This is a genomic window from Bradyrhizobium sp. 1200_D9_N1_1 (assembly GCF_052075915.1).
In the GTDB taxonomy this organism is placed as follows: Bacteria; Pseudomonadota; Alphaproteobacteria; order Rhizobiales; family Xanthobacteraceae; genus Bradyrhizobium; species Bradyrhizobium diazoefficiens.
The window spans coordinates 1,019,205-1,038,872 of sequence record NZ_CP197226.1 but is presented as its reverse complement, the minus strand read 5'-3'; the positions used below and the strand labels follow the sequence as shown (position 1 = coordinate 1,038,872).

The 19,668-nt window shown below is 59.6% G+C and carries 18 protein-coding genes and 6 pseudogenes; 11 read left to right on the top strand and 13 right to left on the bottom strand.

Features of this window, described 5'->3' with window-relative positions; all coding sequences use genetic code 11:
- Positions 1-73: 73 nt before the first annotated feature.
- The 7 genes and pseudogenes from AB5K84_RS05060 to tnpC form a co-directional block, all read left to right on the top strand.
- On the top strand, positions 74-739 hold the full coding sequence (locus AB5K84_RS05060; RefSeq protein WP_014498608.1) for a DUF6088 family protein: 666 nt from the start codon (positions 74-76) through the stop codon (positions 737-739).
- Positions 736-1,053: a nucleotidyl transferase AbiEii/AbiGii toxin family protein gene (locus AB5K84_RS05055; protein WP_014498609.1), complete on the top strand. Its 318-nt coding sequence runs from the start codon at positions 736-738 to the stop codon at positions 1,051-1,053. Before AB5K84_RS05060 ends, AB5K84_RS05055 begins: the two co-directional genes overlap by 4 nt.
- Entirely contained in the window at positions 1,043-1,783 is a 741-nt protein-coding gene (locus tag AB5K84_RS05050; protein ID WP_014498610.1) for a nucleotidyl transferase AbiEii/AbiGii toxin family protein, read from the top strand. Before AB5K84_RS05055 ends, AB5K84_RS05050 begins: the two co-directional genes overlap by 11 nt.
- A 43-nt stretch (positions 1,784-1,826) precedes the next feature.
- Positions 1,827-2,927, top strand: coding sequence for a hypothetical protein (locus AB5K84_RS05045; protein WP_018647441.1), 1,101 nt, complete (start codon positions 1,827-1,829; stop codon positions 2,925-2,927).
- Positions 2,881-3,933, top strand: a complete 1,053-nt coding sequence (locus tag AB5K84_RS05040; RefSeq protein WP_309248222.1) for a tyrosine-type recombinase/integrase — start codon at positions 2,881-2,883, stop codon at positions 3,931-3,933. The genes AB5K84_RS05045 and AB5K84_RS05040 overlap by 47 nt, the downstream gene beginning before the upstream one ends.
- Positions 3,881-4,360: pseudogene (locus tag AB5K84_RS05035) on the top strand (tyrosine-type recombinase/integrase); the annotation flags it as partial. The gene AB5K84_RS05040 and the pseudogene AB5K84_RS05035, both read left to right, overlap by 53 nt.
- A gap of 103 nt (positions 4,361-4,463) precedes the next feature.
- A pseudogene (gene tnpC, locus AB5K84_RS05030) lies at positions 4,464-5,235 on the top strand (IS66 family transposase); the annotation flags it as partial.
- Positions 5,236-5,401: 166 nt separating this feature from the next.
- Here tnpC and ltrA read toward each other — a convergent pair.
- Positions 5,402-6,730, bottom strand: coding sequence for a group II intron reverse transcriptase/maturase (ltrA, locus tag AB5K84_RS05025; RefSeq protein WP_014498615.1), 1,329 nt, complete (start codon positions 6,728-6,730; stop codon positions 5,402-5,404).
- Entirely contained in the window at positions 6,666-7,502 is an 837-nt protein-coding gene (locus tag AB5K84_RS05020) for an outer membrane protein (protein WP_011090915.1), read from the bottom strand. The genes ltrA and AB5K84_RS05020 overlap by 65 nt, the downstream gene beginning before the upstream one ends.
- Positions 7,503-7,945: 443 nt before the next feature.
- On the opposite strand from AB5K84_RS05020, the gene AB5K84_RS05015 reads away from it, so the two are divergent.
- Positions 7,946-8,614, top strand: coding sequence for an AAA family ATPase (locus tag AB5K84_RS05015; RefSeq protein ID WP_011090916.1), 669 nt, complete (start codon positions 7,946-7,948; stop codon positions 8,612-8,614).
- Positions 8,577-9,614 (top strand): hypothetical protein, encoded by a 1,038-nt coding sequence (locus AB5K84_RS05010; RefSeq protein WP_011090917.1) that lies wholly within the window; start codon positions 8,577-8,579, stop codon positions 9,612-9,614. The genes AB5K84_RS05015 and AB5K84_RS05010 overlap by 38 nt, the downstream gene beginning before the upstream one ends.
- Positions 9,615-9,618: 4 nt before the next feature.
- Here AB5K84_RS05010 and istB read toward each other — a convergent pair whose 3' ends face one another.
- From istB to AB5K84_RS04980, 6 genes and pseudogenes are all read right to left on the bottom strand, one after another.
- A complete protein-coding gene (gene istB / locus AB5K84_RS05005; protein WP_011090918.1) occupies positions 9,619-10,482 on the bottom strand; it encodes an IS21-like element helper ATPase IstB in 864 nt (287 codons plus the stop codon).
- Positions 10,379-11,981, bottom strand: a pseudogene (gene istA, locus AB5K84_RS05000) (IS21 family transposase). The gene istB and the pseudogene istA overlap by 104 nt, the downstream one beginning before the upstream one ends.
- A gap of 299 nt (positions 11,982-12,280) precedes the next feature.
- Positions 12,281-12,820 (bottom strand): GNAT family N-acetyltransferase, encoded by a 540-nt coding sequence (locus tag AB5K84_RS04995; protein WP_014498653.1) that lies wholly within the window; start codon positions 12,818-12,820, stop codon positions 12,281-12,283.
- Positions 12,821-13,420: 600 nt separating this feature from the next.
- The gene (locus AB5K84_RS04990) at positions 13,421-13,660 is read right to left on the bottom strand and encodes a hypothetical protein (protein ID WP_018269532.1); all 240 of its coding nucleotides are present in this window, start codon (positions 13,658-13,660) and stop codon (positions 13,421-13,423) included.
- A 132-nt stretch (positions 13,661-13,792) separates the two neighbouring features.
- A complete protein-coding gene (locus AB5K84_RS04985) occupies positions 13,793-14,059 on the bottom strand; it encodes a hypothetical protein (protein ID WP_014498652.1) in 267 nt (88 codons plus the stop codon).
- A 235-nt stretch (positions 14,060-14,294) separates the two neighbouring features.
- Entirely contained in the window at positions 14,295-14,699 is a 405-nt protein-coding gene (locus AB5K84_RS04980) for a hypothetical protein (RefSeq protein ID WP_011090921.1), read from the bottom strand.
- Positions 14,700-14,871: 172 nt separating this feature from the next.
- Between AB5K84_RS04980 and AB5K84_RS04975 the strand changes: the two are divergent.
- Together AB5K84_RS04975 and AB5K84_RS04970 are read left to right on the top strand one after the other, a co-directional pair.
- A pseudogene (locus tag AB5K84_RS04975) lies at positions 14,872-15,081 on the top strand (transposase); the annotation flags it as partial.
- Positions 15,079-15,327: pseudogene (locus AB5K84_RS04970) on the top strand (IS701 family transposase); the annotation flags it as partial. The pseudogenes AB5K84_RS04975 and AB5K84_RS04970, both read left to right, overlap by 3 nt.
- 98 nt (positions 15,328-15,425) lie before the next feature.
- Here AB5K84_RS04970 and AB5K84_RS04965 read toward each other — a convergent pair.
- The 5 genes and pseudogenes from AB5K84_RS04965 to AB5K84_RS04945 form a co-directional block, all read right to left on the bottom strand.
- Entirely contained in the window at positions 15,426-16,184 is a 759-nt protein-coding gene (locus AB5K84_RS04965) for a reverse transcriptase domain-containing protein (protein ID WP_011090923.1), read from the bottom strand.
- Positions 16,145-16,417 carry a reverse transcriptase domain-containing protein gene (locus AB5K84_RS04960; RefSeq protein WP_014498649.1) on the bottom strand — a complete coding sequence of 91 codons (273 nt, stop codon included), beginning with the start codon at positions 16,415-16,417 and terminating at the stop codon, positions 16,145-16,147. The genes AB5K84_RS04965 and AB5K84_RS04960 overlap by 40 nt, the downstream gene beginning before the upstream one ends.
- Before the next feature lie 823 nt (positions 16,418-17,240).
- Complete coding sequence (locus tag AB5K84_RS04955) at positions 17,241-17,396, bottom strand: NAD(P)-binding domain-containing protein (RefSeq protein WP_018269530.1); 156 nt, start codon at positions 17,394-17,396, stop codon at positions 17,241-17,243.
- Between the two features lie 15 nt (positions 17,397-17,411).
- Positions 17,412-18,150 (bottom strand): annotated as a pseudogene (locus tag AB5K84_RS04950) (IS6 family transposase).
- A gap of 227 nt (positions 18,151-18,377) precedes the next feature.
- Complete coding sequence (locus tag AB5K84_RS04945) at positions 18,378-19,511, bottom strand: FAD-dependent oxidoreductase (RefSeq protein WP_011090930.1); 1,134 nt, start codon at positions 19,509-19,511, stop codon at positions 18,378-18,380.
- Positions 19,512-19,668: the final 157 nt, after the last annotated feature.

Genomic DNA, 19,668 nt, shown 5'->3' with positions numbered 1-19,668 from the left:
ACGTCCGAAAAATGCTGCATAGTTCGGACGGACAAATCTTGCCGACGACCGAAATTTGCATCATATTTCGGACATGCTTGATCAACCGACCACAGACCTCCGCCCGCGGCTCATTGCCCGCATCGACGCAACGCCGACAGAGGTATGGACACCCGGTGATTTCGCTGATCTCGGCAGTCGCGCGGCCGTCGACAAGACGTTGCAGCGTCTCGTTGCGGCTGGCGAGTTGCGCCGCATCGACCGCGGGCTCTACGACCGGCCGCGAAAGAGCAACCTCACAGGCAAGCCGATGGTCCCCGACTATCGCGCGGTCATCAGGGCTGTGGCGCGCCGCGACCAGGCCCGCGTCGTGGTCGACGGGATGACTGCCGCGAATGATCTCGGCCTCACCACGGCCGTGCCGGCGCGCATCGAGGTCCTGGTCGACGCTCGCCTGAAGCCGATCAAACTTGGAAAGCAGGTCATCAATTTCAAGTCGGCGGCACCTAGCCGTCTTTATTGGGCCGGACGTCCGGGCATGCGCGTCGTTCAGGCGCTCTATTGGATGCAGGATATGATGGCGGGGAAGGACGATCGACAAGCGGTAGAGAACGTCCTCAGCAAGCTGTTCGCAAACCCGCAGCATGGAAAGGAGATTCGCGACGATCTCCGTGCAGGTCTTTCAGCTATGCCGATCTGGATGCAGGACTTTCTCAGGCCCTTGCTCGAACCTGACGACGCGGCGGAGGATCACGCGTGAGTAGCGCAGCCTACAAGGAGGTCATCTCCGCCGCACCCGGCGAGAAGCTTGATCTTTTCCTGACGACGGCGAACCGGCTCGGTGCGCCGATCGGAAACGTCGAGAAGGATTTTTGGGTCTGCTGGACCCTCAATGCTCTCTATCACGAACGGCCCGCAGGAGGTCCGCGCCTTCTCTTCAAGGGCGGGACGTCGCTGTCGAAGGCATACGGGCTGATCGAAAGATTTTCCGAAGACATCGATATAACGGTGTTTCGCAACGATCTCGACGAGTCTGCTTCAGTCGAAGAACTCGAGATCGATCTTGTCGAATAAGAAACGCCGCGCTCGATTGGATGCGATCCGGGACGCTTGCCGCAGCTATATTAGCGGTCCGCTATACGCCTTCCTGACCGAACATCTCGCCGAAGCGACGAGTGGACGCGGACGCCTCGAGATCGACGCGTCGGATGCCGACGGGCAGACGCTTCTCGTCTGGTATCCCGAGGTTGAACCGCGCGACGAGGCCTATGTGCGGCCGGCAGTCCGGATCGAGTCCGGAGCGAAGTCGGCGCTTGACCCGAACCACCTGGCGAATATCCGTCCTTACATTGCCGACGACGTGGCAGGCCTCGAATTGACGGTGCCGAACGTCACGACGATCGACGCCGAGCGCACGTTCTGGGACAAAATCGTGATCGCTCACGGGCTGCGCCGCTGGTTCGAGCGCCGCGGTGAGCTGCGCCAGGAAGGCCAGCGCATTTCGCGGCACTTCTACGACCTGTATTGCCTCTTCGCCTCCGACATCGGCCGGTCGGCGGTCAAAGATGCCGAATTGGGGGCCGACTGCGTCCGTCATGCTCTCATGTTCTTCAACCGGCCTGATTACGATCTCGTCTCGGCCGTGACCGGATCGTTTGCGCTTGCGCCGACTGCGGCAATGATCGACGCGCTCGCGCGTGACTATACGAACATGACGCCAATGATCTTCGGCGAGGCTCCTCGGTTCGAGCAAATCCTCGCGTCGATGGAAAAGATCGAACGCGCGGTGAATAGGACGCGCTAGCAAACGAGCAGAATTCGACAACCGCCGATGATAGGATCATGGCATGGCTGACGCTCCAGAGAACATCCCAATGCGATTGCCCGATCCCGCCTCGATCGAGGCGGTTCTCGCACGTCTTCCGACCGGATCTGACGAAGCGGCGCTGGCGGCCGCGCTCACAGAGGCGTTTCCGGGATTTCCGTTTTCGACATCGGGCATTGACGAGCAGTATTGGCGCGACACGCGCTCGGTGGTCGCCGCCGACGGGACACGGATCGCAGAATACCGGCCGTGGATGGAAGCGGAGCTTGCCAAGGACAATGGCGACATTGGCGCGCTCTGGACGCGACTGCGCGAGAGCGACCTTCAGATCTCGGAATGGCACGGCAACAGTGTGTATGCCTTCGCGCCAACTGGACCGGGCGCGGCGGACTATGTGCAAATCCGTCTCGGTCTGGAAGTTGAATGGCGTGCCGGGCCGATCGTCAATCCGACATATCGCCCTTGGGGCAAGGGCGAATTACTCGATCCGTCATGGATCACGCACGAAGATATGTCCGACGACAAGGTAATCGCTGGTCCGCTCTATCGGATGCTTGGGCGCCCAGGCAGCAGCGTCGTCCATGTCCGGAGCTTCCTGACGCGGTGTGCCCGCCTCGAGCGCGAGAAGCGCGAGGCGCAGCGGCCAGAGATGGAACGCCGTGTGGTACGTGAAACGACACGCGAGGGCACGACCGAGACGCCGTTTCTTGAACTGGTGCCGGACTGGTTCGAGTTCGTGCCGCGGGAGACGCGCTTCTTCCAGGATTGGGAAGAATCAAGCGCTTCGGCCGAGCGGGTCTATGTGCACTGGGCGCTCGACATTTACGACTACGACGATAAAGGCACACGCGAGATCGGATTCGTGCCGCGCCCGCGGCATCTGCCGGAAGAGAGGCTGATCGCTGGCGACGCCTCGGTTCATATCCTGATGGATCGCGTCGAAGCCATCGACCGTGAGGTCGGCGTCCCATTTGGTTGGTTCTTCTTGATGACCCATGGTAATCGAGTTGCGCCAGAGGTTGGCCAAGCGATCGCCAAGGGCCTGCGTAGTCAGCGCGTGGTCTTACCCGATCGGGATGCGCGTGTGCTTCTCCGCTGGGCCGAACGGTCCTATGGATTCTAGGAAGACAGGGCCGCGGCGGAAGGCCTCAGTAAACCTAACGCCACACTATCGGAGCTCTGGAAAGAGCGTCGCGACCAATCTGCTTGAGGTAGTCAGGCCTCCTCTCACCTGTTGTCGCCGCTTCCAGAAGCCGGCACGCTGCGGGCTTTCGTTCGCTACGTCGAGCGATCTCAGCTGGGTGCGCCCGCCACCCGGACGATGGCGCTGGACTTCGTCCTGTCGTTCGGTGGCGCCGCCGACAGCCGCGCGGTCCGTCACGGCGTGCTCCGCCGATTCTACGAGTACCTGGTCGTCTACGACCCCCAGACCGAGGTCTTGGAGCGCAGAGCTTTCCCGTGGTCCAGGGCGATTCCGCCGCCGCGCATCCCTAAGTGAGGCTGAGCTGACGTCGCTTATCGACGCATGCAGCTTCATTTCGCCAGGGACCCCTCTCAGGGGCCGCACGATGGCGACGCTAATCGGATTGTTGGCCAGCACGGGGTTACGATCGGGCGAAGTGGTCAGGCTTGATCGCGGCGACGTCGATCTGACCAACGGGGGCATCCTCGTCCGTAAAACCAAGTTCCGTAAAGACCGCCTGATTCCTGTTCACCCAACGACCCAGGCAGCCAAACTTCGTCGATACGCCCGTGAGCGCGACACCGTGTTTCCCAGGCCCAAAGGCGAGGCGTTCTTCCTCAGCTCGCGAGGCTGCCGTCTGTCGGCAACCGGCTTGCAAAGCAACTTCGCTAAGGCCCGCAAGCTCGCGGGCCTTGACAATGGCAAGCCTCTGCGACCGCACGATCTCCGGCACCGGTTCGCGGTGACCAGGCTGAGGCTGTGGCACCACGAGCGCGCGGACGTCCAAGCGCTGCTGCCCTTACTCGCCACCTACCTCGGCCACGCCAACTATAGCGACACAGCCTACTACCTCACCGGCTCGTCGGATCCCCACCAAACGGGCCCACATCGAGGTGACGCATCATCTCACCAACGCCGAGGTGGAGGCTATCATCGCAGCCCCTGATCAGACGACGTCCCGCGGTCGGCGCGACCGGGCCTTTCTGCTCTTCTTGGCGAGAACCGGCGCTCGCGTGTCCGAAGCGACCGGCGTCAACGCGAACGACCTTCAGTTGGAGCGAGGACGCCCGCAGGTGCTGCTTCATGGCAAGGGACGCCGAGATCGCGTCGTTCCCATTCCTCAGGATTTGGTGCGATCGCTGACCAACCTATTGAGCGAACGCGGCCTCGCCCATCATGAACCGCGGCCAATCTTCGTCGGGGTCCACAACGAGCGCCTGACGCGTTTCGGCGCGACACACATCGTGCGGCGTGCCGCCTCCCAGGCCGGGTCCACGAGGCCAAGCTTGGAGGGCAAGCCGATATCGCCGCACATCTTCCGGCATTCCCTCGCCATGAAGCTTCTCCGGTCAGGCGTGGACCTCCTGACGATTCAGGCTTGGCTTGGCCATGCTCAGGTCGCCACGACCCACCGATACGCCGCTGCGGATGTCGAGATGATGCGCCGGGGACTTGAGAAGGCGGGCGTCTCAGGCGACGGAAGCGCTTCTGGCCCAGATCGCCGTCGCCAAATATGCCGATGGCCTGCCGCTCTACCGGCAGGAGGCTATCTACGCCCGCGACAAGGTCGAGCTCGACCGCCAGTTGATGGCGCAATGGATGGGCAAGCTCGGCTTCGAGCTCGAGATCATGGCCGACTACATCTTCAGCGAGGTCAAGAAGGCCGAACGGGTCTTTGCCGACGAAACCACTTTGCAGACGCTCGCTCCGGGCTCCGGATCGACAAAGACGGCCTATTTATGGGCCTATGCCAGGGATGATCGAACGTTTGGCCGCAACGGTCCCCCGATGGTGGCTTATCGCTTCGAAGACAGCCGCTCCGGTGAATGCGCGGTCCGCCATCTCAATGGTTATCGCGGAATCCTGCAGGTGGATGGCTACGCCGCCTATAACAAGCTCGCGCGATCCGATCGCGGCAATGATTGCATCACAGGCTGGCTGCTGGTCACACTGCAGACGCAAGTTCTACGAGCTGCATGTTGCAGGGAGCTCAGAAGTGGCAACGGCGACGGTCGAGCGGATGGCGAAGTTCTGGCAGGTCGAGAAAACGATGCGCGGTCAAAGCCCCGACACTCGCGTTGCCGCGCGCCAGCAAGCCTCCGCGGCGATCGTCGCAGATCTCTTCGATCTCTGGCAGCAGACCTTGCGTCGGATCTTCGGCAAATCAAAACTGGCTGAGGCGATCCGCTATGCCGTCTCGCGCCGTGCCATCTTCGAACGATTTCTGACCGATGGTCGCATCGAGCTCGGTAGAGTCGACGACTGACGCGGTGGCTACAGGTTCCGAGGAGTTGCCGTTGGCCGGCAGCTTTCGCTGAGTGCCGGTGGCTCATTTCGGACCATGGCTCCGTTTCCAGTCGCCGCTCGTCAAACCGGACGTGCGGATTTCCCGCATCCGGCTTTCTCTCAACCCATCAAGCCTTCGCTCTCGGCACGTCGGCACGCGCTCTTGGGAGGCGGTAGAGGCCAAGCGTTTCATGCAGGTATTCCTGCGAGTAACGGTTGAAGCCCCGGCCACGTGCCCCGGTGCGCTGGACCAACCAATGACGCAGACGACGGTCGACGTATTGCCGAATGAGGTTGTAAGTTTCCACCACTGGACCTTGGTCGAAGTAGCCGCACCAGCCGCGTAGGAAGCGGTTGATGACAGCGACTGTGTTCTCCGGTGAGTCCGGATACCACTGACGTGTCGTGCGGTCGTGGACCTGTCTGAGCAATCGTCGAACGGCTTTCTTGGAAGGTCTTGTGCCAAGAAAGGCTTGACCTCCCTTTCCATAGAAGCGTCCGATCGTATACCCGAGGAATGTTACGCTATCCTCTGGGACCCGAGCGAGTCGCGTCTTGGTATCGTTCACCTCCAACCCGAGCCTGTTCATTAGCGTCTGCATCCGCGCCATTGCCGTCTCGGACGAACCGGGGCGACAGCAGATCACGAAGTCATCCGCGTAATTCACGATATGCGCATCGAGTTGATCTTGGTGTCCGTGTTTGCGCCAAGCCAGCAGAAACCGACGAAAGTAGAGATTCGCCAACAACGGGCTCAAAGGTGAGCCTTGTGGAGTTCCTCTTTTCTTCGTCCGAGCCTCCGCCGTCCTTGTGATCCGCCGGCCGTCCTTCTCGATAACCGCGACTGTCAGCCAGCCTTTGATCATCGAAAGAAGCCGACCATCGGCGATCCTGCGTGTGAGGCATTTCATCAGTGGTGCATGCGGAATCGAGGTGAAGTAATCCCTCAGGTCCGCATCGACGATCTCTGATCGCCGATGATCTCTGATGTGCCAGAACACGCGGCGCACTGCCATCTTGGCGTCCACCTTCGGGCGGAAGCCATACTGGTTCTCCAGCAGGTCCGCTTCGAAGATGGCGCCGATCACCAGCATCGCCGCCGTCATGACCGTTCGGTCTTTTACGGTTGGAATGCTGAGCGGTCGGCGTCCGCCATTGCTCTTCGGTATCCATACCCTCAGAAGGGGCTGCGGTCGGTAGTCACCCGCCGTCAGCTCCTGTCTGACATTTTCCAGCCATCGTTCGCGTCCCTCGGTTTCGATCTGAGCAAATGTGATGCCATCCGCCCCCGGCGACCCCCGGTTTGCTCGGCAGCGCCTGTAGGCTTCCTCCAGCACATCCAGTCTGCAGATTTTGTCCCAAAGAGAGTAGAATCGATAATCTGGTTCAGCCTTAGCTTTCGCCTGCAGCGAGGTCTGAAGTTTCTGAACGGATATTCTCGGTGTTACTAGGTTCATCACCAATCGCCGTGTTCTCGACTACCGAAACCGGCAGCTTTACGTCTTGCCTGCCGAAATCGAAGTAGTCATACTCAACTTTGGCTGACCAGCCGGGCAGGAAGGCATACTCGATGCCCGCACCCAATGTGCCGCCAAATATGTTCTTGGTCGCTCGGCCATCGGCAGCACCGTTAGCAGCAAAGCCAGCCCCCAAGTTCGATGTAACGGCAAAGGACTGGTTGATGCCGATGCTGGAATCGGCCCAAGCTGCGCCGCCCTTGATGTAGACTAGGCCGCGGTCGCCCACCGTGACGCCGACCCGTCCGGTGATATCGGCAATCCATTTGGTGTCGTTCGTGCAGTTCAAGACCACAAAGCAGCCAGTGCGCCCCTTGATACCACTCCATAAAAAATCGCTTTCCACGCCGTAGACCATCACACCGGACTGGAAATTGTAACCGGCTTGTACGCCGCCGAGGAAGCCGTTCAGCTGCACCTGCGGCAATGGCACATTCAAATCGGCAGTGCCGCCGATGAGCTGGTTTACGGTCTGGTTGACGGGGGCGCCAATGAATGTATTGCCCACAGCGAGGTCGGTCTGGCTGGTACCCCAACCCGAGCCTACACTGCCGCCGATGTAACCTCCAGTCCAGCTGAAGAGAGGATAAACGGGAGCCGGCGCTTTGACGACAGGTGCCGCAGGCAAATCAGCAGCTAAACTTCCGCTCCCAAAAGCGATCGTCCCGAACGCAATGATGCTCGCGAGCGACAATTGCTTGTTGCACTTCATCCGAGAGTCCTCCTGCTGAGCACGGAAAAATATTGCGTAGCTTGTCCCCAAGTTGTGGTTAGCTCGATAGTTCGAGCTGGCAGGCAGATCACCTCTCCAATCTGGTAGGAGGCAGCATCTTGCTGCAACTGCGACAGCCGCTTCTTGCCGTGTCCATTCCAGAGAGGCGAGCAGGCTCTGCTTTCATGCTTGTACGACGGTGCTCAGCAATCCTTTCGCGAAGATCCGTGACACGGCCGAATAATGGGCTATTTTACAAAGCCACGTCGTGGTGATTCTCGCGGCCCTTGGCCGACGTATTGCGCGGTATATCGTTAATGGCTGGGCCTCGATTTGGCTGCGATTTCCACGTTCGCTCTTGATGCGACCCACCATCGGGAAGGGTAGGCTCGATGTCGACGACTCGTGCGTTTCATGTCGTTGTCGTCCGGGACGCGTAGAAGATGTATGTCCTTGCTCTGGTCACCCAAAAAGGCGGAAGCGGCAAGAGCACGCTGGCGGTCGGAATTGCAGTCGCAGCGTTGGGGAACGGGGAGCGCGTCGCAATTGTCGAGGCGGATCCACAAGGCACGATTTCAAAATGGAAAGAGCGGCGCCGCCATCCCGATCCCCGGGTCGTTCGGGTCGCTGATTCGGCCGAAATAGAACGGGCGCTCGTCAGCCTTGAAGCCGAGGGGATCTGGCTTACGGTTATCGATACCGCCGCCACGAACAATGCACTGGCCATGCGCGCCATCGCGAGGGCCGATCTTTGCCTGATCCCGGTGCGTCCGAGTCCCGCCGACATCGAAGCTGCGATACCGACGCTGATTGCTATTCGTAGGCTCAACCGCCGATTTGCTTTCGTCCTCGCTCAGACGCCACCGCGGGGCTGCCGCGTGAGTGAAGCCGCGACGTCGCTCAATTCGCTCGGGGTGCTCGCGCTTCCCTATGTCGGACAGCGCAATGACCATCAGGACGCGCTTGGGGCAGGATTAGGCGTGACGGAGTTTGCACAAGAGGGAAGAGCCTCGGAGGAAGTTCGTGAGCTGTGGCGCTGGATCTTGAAGAAGCTTGTCGAGGGGTCGTCAGATCATGAACCACACGCAAGAAACGAAAAAGCCGCGTACTAGGCAGACGCGCTGCGCGCGACGCTCGCTCGTGGAGCTTACCGCGGCGGCGAGCCGAGCCGTTGACGATGGCCTGTTTGTGCTGCCCCGCGGGATTGCTGCTTCCAATCTGCGATCGGAGCACTCAGGCCCGAATACGTCTGATCAAACAATTCTTGCAAGGCAAGCGACGGCTCCGAGTCCCGTTGCGGTGCTTGAATCTCGGAATGCGGCGGCGCCGCGCAAGGACGAACTCCTAGATTCCGACACTACCACCGAGATGATGGTGAAGGTTGCCGAAGACTCTCAAGACAGAGCTTCTGAAAACATCAAAGCCAGCCTGAATGCTGCCTTGGACCATGCAAACGGCCTCGTAGAGACGCGGGTGGGAGGCGAAGCGGCGTCGAAAACCGTCGTCGCTTCCGGACTTGAAAGCAATTTTTTGACCGTTCTCAAAGAAGCCGCAACGGGGTTTCGCGCGGATGCGGCCGAATTAATCATGCAGAAGGAACCAGCCGACAGCGCGGGACAGTCGCAACCGCGATATATGCGGCGGCTCACCGACGAGGCGGTCAGATTGCTCGACGATCTTCGGAGCGGCAAGCTGGAGAACCAGGCGAACTTCATCCTGAGCGAGTGCTTCAGGGAAGCCGCCAGCGCGTTCTCTATCATCAATCAGCAGCTCAAGCGCGACGGCTATCCCGCGAGCATTGATCCATCAATCTTCATTTGGCTTGCCAATATCACCGAACCGGAGACGCGTGACACCGGGACCAAGCGACTTGAGATCGTACCCAACCACCGAGGTCGTCCGAGCACGTACACGCGCCAGGTCGCTCAGTTCATCTGGCACCTTGTCGAGGGACAGGGCTGCGGGCGCCAGGCCGCATATCGGGCGGCGCTCACGAAGTTCTCCGTAACCGCGAGTTTCGTCGAGAACGCCTATGCGTTTTGGGAGCCGGTCTTCAAACGGGCGGGACCGCACGTGAGGATGCTGACCCGCATTTCAGATCCAGAAGTGTAAAGTGTCAATCGGCTTGCAAATTTGACCCTTCATCGGCGTCCAATTTTGACCCCTTTCCGCGGCGGGGTTTGCTGGTAGCGCTCGTCTCGTCGGAGCTGGCCGGGATAGCGGAGGCGAGACGAGCGCGGGTGGCGTGATCGTCGTCTCGGCTTTTGAACCGCCAGCTATCGTTGCCGGTCTCGACGATGTCGCAGTGATGGGTCAATCGGTCGAGCAACGCTGTGGTCATTTTGGCGTCGCCGAACACGCTGGGCCATTCGCCGAATGCGAGATTGGTGGTCACGATGACGGAGGCGCGCTCATAGAGCCGGCTGACGAGGTGGAAGAGAAGCTGGCCACCGGACTGGGCGAAGGGCAAATAGCCGAGTTCGTCCAGCACGATGAAGTCCATCCGGGTCAGATGCTCGGCAAGCCGTCCCTGCCGTCCATTGCGGGTCTCGGTCTCGAGGCGGTTGACGAGGTCGACCACGTTGAAGAAGCGGCCGCGGGCACCAGATCGGATGCAGCTTCTTGCGATGGCAATGGCCAGGTGGGTTTTGCCTGTGCCGGTGCCGCCGACCAGCACGACGTTGCGCTGTTGGGCGACGAAGCCGCCGCCAGCAAGATCATTGACGAGCGTCTGATTGATCGGCGTGCCGTCGAACTGGAAGTCGGCAATGTCCTTGGCAAGCGGCAGCTTGGCAATGGTGAGCTGGTATTTGATAGATCTGGCTTGCTTCTCGTTGATCTCGGCGGAGAGTAGATCGCCAACGATGCGCTGGGGTTCATGCTGACGTTTGACGGCAGTTGCCATGATCTCGTCGAAGGCAGCCTTCATGCCATAGAGCTTGAGCTCGCCCATGAGGTCGAAGATTTGAGTTCGTTCCATCAGTTGGTCCTCCGAAGGTTGTCGTAGCGGGCACAATCGGCGATTGGTGCATGACGGAGCGTCAGGGCGGCTGGCGTCATGATGTTGGCCGGCGGGGCTGGCTCACGTTGACGGGCCAGGATGTTGAGCACCACATCGGCGGAATGAACGCTGTGACTGAGCGCTTCGGCACAGGCCGCTTCCACCGCAGGCAGACCGTCAGTCAGCACCGCGTTGAGGATGTCGACCATCTGCCGATTGCCATCGTCGATGCTGGCAAGCTTGCGCCGGATCCGCTCGATCGCGGCCGGCAGCACCCAGTCCTTGAAGGGAGCGCCGTTGCGTAAGGCGCCGGGGTTGCGGGCGAGCACCGGCACATAATGCCAAGGGTCGTAGACGGTATCGCCGCGGCCAAAGGATCGCTGATGCTCGGCAACGATACGTCCATCCTGGCGGATCACGATGCGATCGGCATAGGCTTGAACCTCGACCGGTCGTCCGACTGCACTGGCTGCGACCGAGTACTTGTTGTTGTCGAAGCGCACCAGGCAGGTCTTCGAGACCGACGCCGTCACCGCATGGAAGCCGTCAAATCGCCCTGCATAGGGAACGAGCCTAGGGCGTTCGACTTCGAACACGTCCCAGATCGTCTGATCGACCAGTTCCGGATGGCGATGAGCCTTGGCGTAGGTGATGCATTTGTCGAGCAGCCAGGCGTTTAACTCGTCGAGGTTTTTGAACCGCAGACGCGGCGTGAAGAAGCGTTCCCTGACCAGCCCGACCTGGTTCTCAACCTGCCCCTTCTCCCAGCCAGACGCCGGCGTGCAGGCGACTGGATCGACCAGATAGTGGCTGCACATCTGCAAAAACCGGCGATTGTAAAGACGCCCTTTACCGACGAAGATCGTCTCCACGGCGGTCTTCATGTTGTCGTAGATGCCGCGGGTGCAGGTGCCCTTGAACAGCGCGAACGCTCGGTCGTGGGCGTCGAACACCATCTCCTGCGTCTCTCGCGGATACGCCCGGGCAAATAGCATACGGCTGTGGCAGAGCCGGACGTGAGCAACCTTCACGACCACGGTGGTTCCGCTCAACAGCACCACCTCATGGCTCCAGTCGAACTGGTAGGCTTCGCCTGGCGCAAAACTCAGCGGGACATAGGCCGCCGCGGTCGATTGCCCGCGTTCCTTGCTCCACCGCCTGGCGTAACGTCGCACCGCATCGTAGCCGCCGTCATAGCCGCGACCGCGCAGCTCTTCGAAGATCCGGATCAATGTCAGCTGCTCACGAGCCGATTTAGCCGCGTTCGCCGCAAGCAGCCCGTCAAGTTCGACTGCCCATCGTCCGAGCTTTGGCCGCGGCTGCACTTGCCGCTCATACTCGAAGGAGGTCTCTCCCGACCTCAGCACCTTCCGAACCGTGTTCCGTGACACCTTCAGGTCACGGGCGATCTCCTTGATCGTCTTGCCCTTGATGAAGTGCTCGCGCCGAATCCGCGCAATCGTCTCCACGACCAGCATCCTCCACCACCTGCTTTGTTACGAAGCAGGCAGCGCAACAGACCAACCTGTAGGGGGGCAATTTTGGACGCCGATCCCCCGGCTTAGGGGGTCAATATTGCAAGCCGAATGACACCATCGAAGGCAGCTGTGACTTTCTTGGCGTGAACGGCTGGAAACGAGGATGGCAGAATCGTATCATCGGTCATGGCGGGCGTGGTTTAAGGTGATGGGGTGGCTTCGCAACCGAATCCTACGCCGCATCAGCGCTTTACACCACGCTCGCCAGCCCTCAGGCGCACTCTTACGAATAAGACGGGCTAGCGCTCCATCTCGCCCATAAGAATTTCATCTGAGACGTATCGTGGATTGGAAATGACAGTCCGCATTTCCGCATTCTTGCCCTCGTCCGCAAACCGGAATCCCTTCTTGTAGAAAAATGCTGAAGCTCCTTCATCTTGAGAGAGAAGGGATAGCTTGGAAAGGCCCGCGGACTGCCTAGTATGATCGGCGACTTCAATCATAGCCGTCCCGACCCCTTTGTACCTCGACCGGCCGAGATTTTCTATGCTGAGAATTCGCAAACTGTTGCGCCCCGGCGCCACGGTCATCGCTCCCACCTTATTGCGTTCATTGGCATCAGTAAACAAAGAAACACTTTGGGCGTTGCCAATATTGCTACTTACTCTGTGTAGGCGGACTGACACACCTGTCCTCTTGTCAAAAGCGGAAGACGCTGGTCCAGCAGCTAAAGCGGCCGTAAAAGCAGCACCATCTGCGCCAGAAGTGCCGGCCAGCGCATCGCGCTGCTGGTCCACACTTTGCCCGTCGGAGGGCCAGTTGTTGTAATTGGTTCTCATCACAACGAGCTACTATTTGGACGAGCTGACAGAAAGCTGACAAAGCCGACGCATGAGCCGGTCCTTTACGAATAAGACGGGCTAGACTGCCGCTGGGGGTCACTCCGATGGGTGAAGCCAAGCGCAGACTTGAGGAAATGAAGGTGGCACCTTGTCGTTGTCGATCGGGGCGACAATCGGCTTCCTGCTGTTTTGATGGTGTTCGATGGCACAAGCCGGCTTCAGGGCTTGACCTTCGATCCGGCTCGCCCAGTACGACACTTGAACGCTGTTACATGCAGGAGCTGGGAAATTGCGAAGCGCCAATCTCCGGCGAGCATCTGATCAGCGAGGCTGTGATCGAAATACTTCGCGGGGACGGTAATTTCACGGCCTCTGGACTGCCTTGGCTCGAAGCAGGCGAAACAAAGGCGCTGGCTCCAAAGAATCTCACCGCGAACTGCCTTTGTAGACGACACAACAGCGCGCTGTCGCCGTTGGATGCCGCTGCCAAGATATTCTTTGCCGGCCTCAGGGACTGCTTGGAATCGAGCGAAGCCGTCTTGCCGTACTTGCTGTCCGGTCATGATGTCGAACGCTGGCTGCTGAAGACGCTCAAAGCTAACGAAACGGCCGCAGCCCATATCGGCGGCAAAGCGCCAGAAAAAGGTGCCGAGACCACTGGTCGGGAAGTGAGAATTGCTGTTCGATTGGTGGATCGTGGCGAGCGAGTTCCTCGACCCGGGCCCGCACCCGCTGCAGCGCGGCTTCCGCCGCATGGCGCTCACCAGCAGTTCCGGCCCCCACGAACAACGCCTCGATCTTCCGAAGCTTCTCGCGCAGCTGCGACTCGCTGTTCATTCTGATCCCGTTGCCCGCTCCGAACCGGGATCACCCCATCACCGCGCCCCGGCGGCGTCAATCATCCCGACCGCGCTATCCAGAGCATTCCGCGCAAGTCAAGCCCGGGAACCGGTGATCCTGTCGTGACGCTCACGTACAAGCTGCGTTTGATGTAGGGCAGAAGCGACTGCCTTGGTCGTGAACGCGTCCGACCGGAATTTTCGCAACGATTTCGACAAGAGCTGGTCGATCGACGTTGCAAACAGCGAGCTTGAGTGAGCGCGCGGCCTTTTTGGCCGCCGCCGCCTGGCGCTCCGGAAACCGGCCGGCCTTCGGCTTGCCGGTCGCGTCGATCCCGTAAACGATGATTGCCGAGGCGGAGAGTGTCTTTTGGTTCGTGAGATTGGGCTTGGCCATTTTGCCCTCCTGAAAAGCCGAAGGGGCCCGATTTGGGCCCCTTTCTGAAACGGCGTTGTCGCTGGTCCTGCGGGATGCTCCCGGCAATGGCGGTCTTGTCATTGGACGACTCCTTTGCTGAAGACGAGAAGAGCGTTCAAACAATCTCGTCGTAAGTATAATAAAGCATATCATCCAAAAGCGCAATGATTGCAATAATTTAGCTGCAGAAAAATTGCGCTTAAATAGAAGATAATTACTGTAATTTCCGCGCTTTTTTGGCACAATTACTGTAAACAATACACGACGAAAGATCGCATGACTTGCGATCATCAATATTGTTGCCGTTGCAGACGTTCAAACCGTCAGCAGCGCAGTAACGCCAAAGAGCGTGCTGAACAAAGCGCGGAAAATCCGCCGGAAAATTACGATCAAACTGGCGCGCGTCGATCTGTGCCGAGACGCGCCGCAAGACCTCGGCGCAGCCGCCGTCTGCATAGCAACGGGGACCGTACGGATGAACCATGCCAAGTTGCTCCAAAATCCCGGTTCGGACCAGAAAGTTGTGAACCAGCCGATCCACGACGATCATGGCAATGCCAACTGCATACCAATCAGGACGGGCCTCGCGATCCGCCATCAAAACGGATGAAAGCGTCATCGTCAGAACCTTGTCCGAAACCCCAAAAACATGACGGGTCGGACCGACTAACCTGTCTTATTCGTAAGAGGCGCCCGAGAGGCTGGCGAGCGTGGTGTAAAGCGCTCATACGGCGTAGGATTCGGTTGTGAAGCCAACCCCATCACCTCCAACCGCGAACGCCACGCCCGCCATGACCGACGATACGATTCCGCCCTTCTCGTTTCCAGCCATTCACGCCAAGAAAGTCACAGCTGCCTTCGATGGTGGGCGCCTAACCTCGAACGGGGGCGTGATGCTTCTGGCGATGGCCGAGCGGCGTCTCGGCTTGGCCGACAATCTGGCCCGGGTGTTCCCGGATCGGCGCGATCCGACGCGGGTCGTGCACAGCCTTGTCGATATGAAGGAGGAGCTTGGACTTGATCACTTCGAAGGGCGATCATGGCAAGGTCTTCATCGCCACGCCCTTATGACAATGATTGCCTACGCCTTCCTGCAACATCGTCGCCTCGCATACGCGGGGCGGAAAAAAAAGAATCAACGGGCCTCCGCCTCAACCAACCATGCCCGCCGCACGCCATGCCATCGTCGATCTCATCCTTCGGCCGCCGCCTCAGCAATGCCCATATTGCCGAAAGCAAATCCTTGAAAAGCAGTGGCGCAAACGCATTCTGTTCGCGGTAGGGACACCCATCACTGGGCGCCCCCCGCGCAGATCCCGGCGAGCCCAATTAAGGCACCGGGCTCCTACCTCGGGTGTTTGACGGCGAAGCGCAGCTTCGGCCATGGATGAAGGATGCGAGCCTTGGGGAGCCAGTCATCGGTGATCTGCGTTATGCGATCCCAGGTCAGACAGGTCCGCTGACTGCGCCGCCGAAGCGTCCGCCTCCAGAGATCGGTCAGATAGAACCGAAACGCATTGAGCGCTCGGCCATTCGTCGGGACAGCAAAGTACGCAAAGTGGCCGGTCAAGACCTGCCTCAGCCATTTCCCTTGTGCAGGGATCGGCCAGTGCATTCGGCGCCTTAGCTCCTCCTTGATTTCGCGGAGTTTGGTTCGCAAGCGGTCGCTACGGGTCTTCCGTTGAAGCTGGAAGCGCCCTTGGCGTGATTTGCCGCAGATAAACGTGAACCCCATGAACGCAAAGGTTTCCGGCTTTCCGAGTCCGCGCTGCTTGCGTTGAGCCGCCGCATGGCGACCAAACTCAATCAGGCGGGTCTTGGCCGGATGGAGCGTCAGCTCGAACTCCTCCAGTCTCGCGCGCATCGCGTCAAGGAAACGACGTGCGTCATCCTCGCGCTCAAAGCCGACTACTACATCGTCCGCGTAACGCACGATGATCATGCCGCCGGAGACCTCGCGCTGTCGCCGGCGTTTGGCCCACAGGTCGAGAGCGTAGTGCAGGTAGATGTTGCCGAGAAGCGGTGAAATCACCGAACCTTGACCCGTTCCCCTGTCATCAGCGGCTACGACGCTGTCTTCGAGAACACCCCCGCCTTCAGCCATTTCTGAATGAGGCGGATGATGCGCTTGTCGCCGATCCTATGTTCCAAGAAGCGAACCAGCCAAGGTTGACTGACTGCGCCAAAGAAGTTTTGGATGTCGGCGTCAATGATCCAGTTCACGTTCCGCGTCTCGATCGCTGTGCAGAGCGCGTCCAACGCATCATGTGGTCCTCTGCCGGGCCGAAACCCGTAGGAAAAGCCACAGAAGTCTCCTTCGTAGATGGCGTTGAGCACGATGACGGTTGGCGCCCTGGACGATTTTGTCTTCGAGAGCCGCGATCGCTAACGGGCGCTGCTTGCCGTCTGCCTTTGGTATGTACGTCCGGCGAGACGGTTGCGGGCGATACGCTCCTCGTTGGACCCGTTTGTGCAGATCGGCGAGCCGGGGCTCGAGATCTTCCTCGTAGTCCTCCCACGTCATGCCATCCACTCCGGGAGCAGCCTTACGCCTGAGCGCAAAGAACGCCGCCCGCAGTGTATCGACATTGATGTGGTGAAAGAGCGCGGTGAACCGGTCCTTCTTCCTCAGCCTTGCGGCTGTCCGTACGCGGTCCAGCGACTGGGTCATGCGAGCCCGGCCCTGTGTCCGGTGCATGCGCTGCTGTTCCGCGTTTCCCTTGGTCCCCGGCCTTGGCTCCGCCCACTCCGCCGCCAGTAATCCGGCTTTGTTCGTTGGCTTCTCAGCTACTATGCCAGAGTCAGACTTCTCCGTGTCGTGCATCAGCGGCTACAGCTCCTCGCCTTCCCGCTGCGGACCATCTCCTCCGAGAAGGAAGATGGCCGACCCGGAGATATCCCGGTTCCCGTACAAGGAGCTTCCATACATGCCAGGGTCTACGACCACGCCGGGTTGGACGGGTGCTCGCGTTTGCGCACTCGCCCATATTGCCTTCCGCTCTTTGGACAGCGTCGGCTCCCGAGATAACACTGTTTCGCGGCTCAATGGCTGGCCTGCATGCTCCCCTACCGACGCTTCGCCGACACCCTCGCGGACGCCTGCGCACGGCTCGGGGCCGATGTGGTTCGCTACACCTTCATCGCAATGGACTTCCACCATCTATTCCTTGCCGGTCTCCCGGCGCACCCAAAGTAGTGATAGGGCTTCAATATCGCTGCGCGTGCGATTGTAGACGATGAGATGATGGCTAGCCTTTAGCAGGTTCCGCGCCATTGGCGCACCCATGTGGCCAAGCCCGATGAAGCCGAGGTCCATCGCAGGCATCGTCAACTAATCGATCGCCGAGCTGAAGGAGGCGAGTCTCAGAGGTCGAGAGTCGGCGATAGCGCTTGTCCTGGAGATCTCGCGCCAAGTCGCAAAGGCTCGTTCGCGCGAAGCTCGACGGAAGTCGGCCGTGACGGCTCCGGGATAGGGGATGTGGAAAAGGTTCGCGACCTGATCGTGAACTGACAGAAACCGTTGAGCCTGATGGGGACGATTTTAAACGCTTCATGATCCGCTCGCGTCGCCGCGTCGGCTGATGAGAATTCTCGGCCCGATTGTTGAGAGCTTTGTGCTGGCGATGTTCGACGTGAAAGCCCATCTTCGCCCTCGCAGCGCCGTACGAACGCAGCTTATCCGTGATCATCACGCGCGGCGGCGTGCCGGCGGATTTCAAGAGCTTCTTCATGAGCCGCTGGGCAGCGCGCGAGTCTCTCTTCGGCGCTGGATCAAGACGTCGAGAACGAAGCCATTCTGGTCGACAGCGCGCCAGAGCCAATGTTGTTCGCCCGCGATCGAGATAACGACCTCGTCCAGATGCCATTTGTCACCGCGGGTGGGAGCGCGCTCGACGGATCCGATCGGAGAACAGCTTGCCGAATTTCCGTCCCCCCTGGCGCACGGTTTCATAGGTCATGCCAATGCCACGCGCCGCCAGCATTTCCTTGACCAAGCGCAAGCTTAAGGGAAACCGGAAATACAACCACCGTTCATGATGAAGGATTTCGCACAAAACCCGAATGCGCAAGTGGCAGGACTGGCGATAGCAGGACCACTCCGAACACCGTCATCCATGGGCGGAGGTCAAAATCCATCCCTGCAACGAACCTGCTTGTCTTGTCATGCATTTCCCCTGTCGTGACATGCTTGTTGTCGGCCAAAATGCTACAGAGTTTACCTTCAGTCCACGGATGTGGCCGATCCACCGCGGTAGCGACGTCCGTCAAATTCCCATGTGACTTCGCCTGCTTCTAATCAGACGGGCGCAGCCAGAAACGCGTAGCCTTCACGAAGAAGGCCCATCGAATAGTCGCGGCCATGCTCCGGTTTGCGCTCTTCCCGGCAAATGGCGTATGCAATGTCGTATACGCGCCCGACTCTTTCTTCGCGGCGTCGGCAATAGGTCTTGAGCGCAGTCTCCAGATCGTCGTTGCGATTCAGTTCCTGGGCCAGAACCAGCGCATCCTCGATCGCCATTCCGCCGCCGGATGTCATTTGCGGCATCAACGAATGGGCAGCATCGCCGAGCAGCACGACACGGCCACGGTGCCAGGGGGCTGGCATCATCAAGACATCAAATGGGCGGTAGCTTATGTGCTTGTCTTCGCCGATCACCTTGGCAGCCGCGACCAGTTCGGGCGCCGTAAAGGGGGCGAGCAGGTTACGGAGATAGTCGCACACCCGATCTTGCGGAATACGAAGCTTTTCGTCCGTGCTTTCCAGGAAGAATAGATAGCACAATTCCTTCGATAGCGGCAGCGCGCCAACTACGCGGCCCGTCGGAAGGCGGTACAGGACGAAGCCATTCATCGCCTCGGTGCGAGAAACCGTATAACGCCATACCCCTTGGCCGGCGTAGTGCGGCTTGAACTCGTCGCCGAAGATGCTCTGGCGGATCTTGGAATAGACTCCATCCGCAGCGATCAGCAGATCGGCGCGATCTGTCTCGCCGTTCGATAGCTGAACCGTCACCCCTCGATCGTCCTGATCAATACGGGTGATCGTTGTGTTGAAATCGATTTTCGCGCCGCTCTTCGTCGCAAAGTCTTCCAGAATCTGTCCCAGACGTGGCCGCATGAGTCCCAGTGCGGCTGGACGATCAGCGTCCCAAATTCTTGGTGAGGACTGTTCGCTCAGAATCGTTCCCGCGCCATCGCGTACCGACACGGTATCCCAACCAAGGCCGCCTTCGAGGCAGGCATCCACCAATCCCAATTCGGCAAGTGCCCGCAAGGCATTCCCCAGCAGCGTGATACCGGTGCCGATCCGGTCACGCTTATCTCCCATCTCAATGACTCTGGTAGATACGCCTATCCGCTGAAGCGCATGGGCGACCGTCAAGCCGCCAATCCCGCCACCTACGATGAAAACCTTCTTCACCGCGCCCATTTCTCCTCCTCCACTTGTTGGTATCTTTTTTATTTCTTGGCGATCACCCCCCGGGGGCCGCCGCGTTCTATGAAAAGCATTGTATTCTGTAACCTACCAATCCTGCTCTCGCCGAGCACCACCAAGCGCAACACCGATCCCGCTTACATCCATTTCA

Bases quoted from the DNA above. Each gene is read 5' to 3' on its own strand.
- AB5K84_RS05060 (WP_014498608.1), top strand. From the start codon at position 74: ATGCTTGATCAACCGACCACAGACCTCCGCCCGCGGCTCATTGCCCGC.
- AB5K84_RS05045 (WP_018647441.1), top strand. From the start codon at position 1,827: ATGGCTGACGCTCCAGAGAACATCCCAATGCGATTGCCCGATCCCGCC.
- AB5K84_RS05040 (WP_309248222.1), top strand. From the start codon at position 2,881: ATGCGCGTGTGCTTCTCCGCTGGGCCGAACGGTCCTATGGATTCTAGG.
- ltrA (WP_014498615.1), bottom strand. From the start codon at position 6,730: ATGAACCTAGTAACACCGAGAATATCCGTTCAGAAACTTCAGACCTCG.
- AB5K84_RS05020 (WP_011090915.1), bottom strand. From the start codon at position 7,502: ATGAAGTGCAACAAGCAATTGTCGCTCGCGAGCATCATTGCGTTCGGG.
- AB5K84_RS05015 (WP_011090916.1), top strand. From the start codon at position 7,946: ATGTATGTCCTTGCTCTGGTCACCCAAAAAGGCGGAAGCGGCAAGAGC.
- AB5K84_RS05010 (WP_011090917.1), top strand. From the start codon at position 8,577: ATGAACCACACGCAAGAAACGAAAAAGCCGCGTACTAGGCAGACGCGC.
- istB (WP_011090918.1), bottom strand. From the start codon at position 10,482: ATGGAACGAACTCAAATCTTCGACCTCATGGGCGAGCTCAAGCTCTAT.
- AB5K84_RS04995 (WP_014498653.1), bottom strand. From the start codon at position 12,820: ATGAGAACCAATTACAACAACTGGCCCTCCGACGGGCAAAGTGTGGAC.
- AB5K84_RS04990 (WP_018269532.1), bottom strand. From the start codon at position 13,660: ATGAACAGCGAGTCGCAGCTGCGCGAGAAGCTTCGGAAGATCGAGGCG.
- AB5K84_RS04985 (WP_014498652.1), bottom strand. From the start codon at position 14,059: ATGGCCAAGCCCAATCTCACGAACCAAAAGACACTCTCCGCCTCGGCA.
- AB5K84_RS04980 (WP_011090921.1), bottom strand. From the start codon at position 14,699: ATGACGCTTTCATCCGTTTTGATGGCGGATCGCGAGGCCCGTCCTGAT.
- AB5K84_RS04965 (WP_011090923.1), bottom strand. From the start codon at position 16,184: ATGGCTGAAGGCGGGGGTGTTCTCGAAGACAGCGTCGTAGCCGCTGAT.
- AB5K84_RS04955 (WP_018269530.1), bottom strand. From the start codon at position 17,396: ATGGACCTCGGCTTCATCGGGCTTGGCCACATGGGTGCGCCAATGGCG.
- AB5K84_RS04945 (WP_011090930.1), bottom strand. From the start codon at position 19,511: ATGGGCGCGGTGAAGAAGGTTTTCATCGTAGGTGGCGGGATTGGCGGC.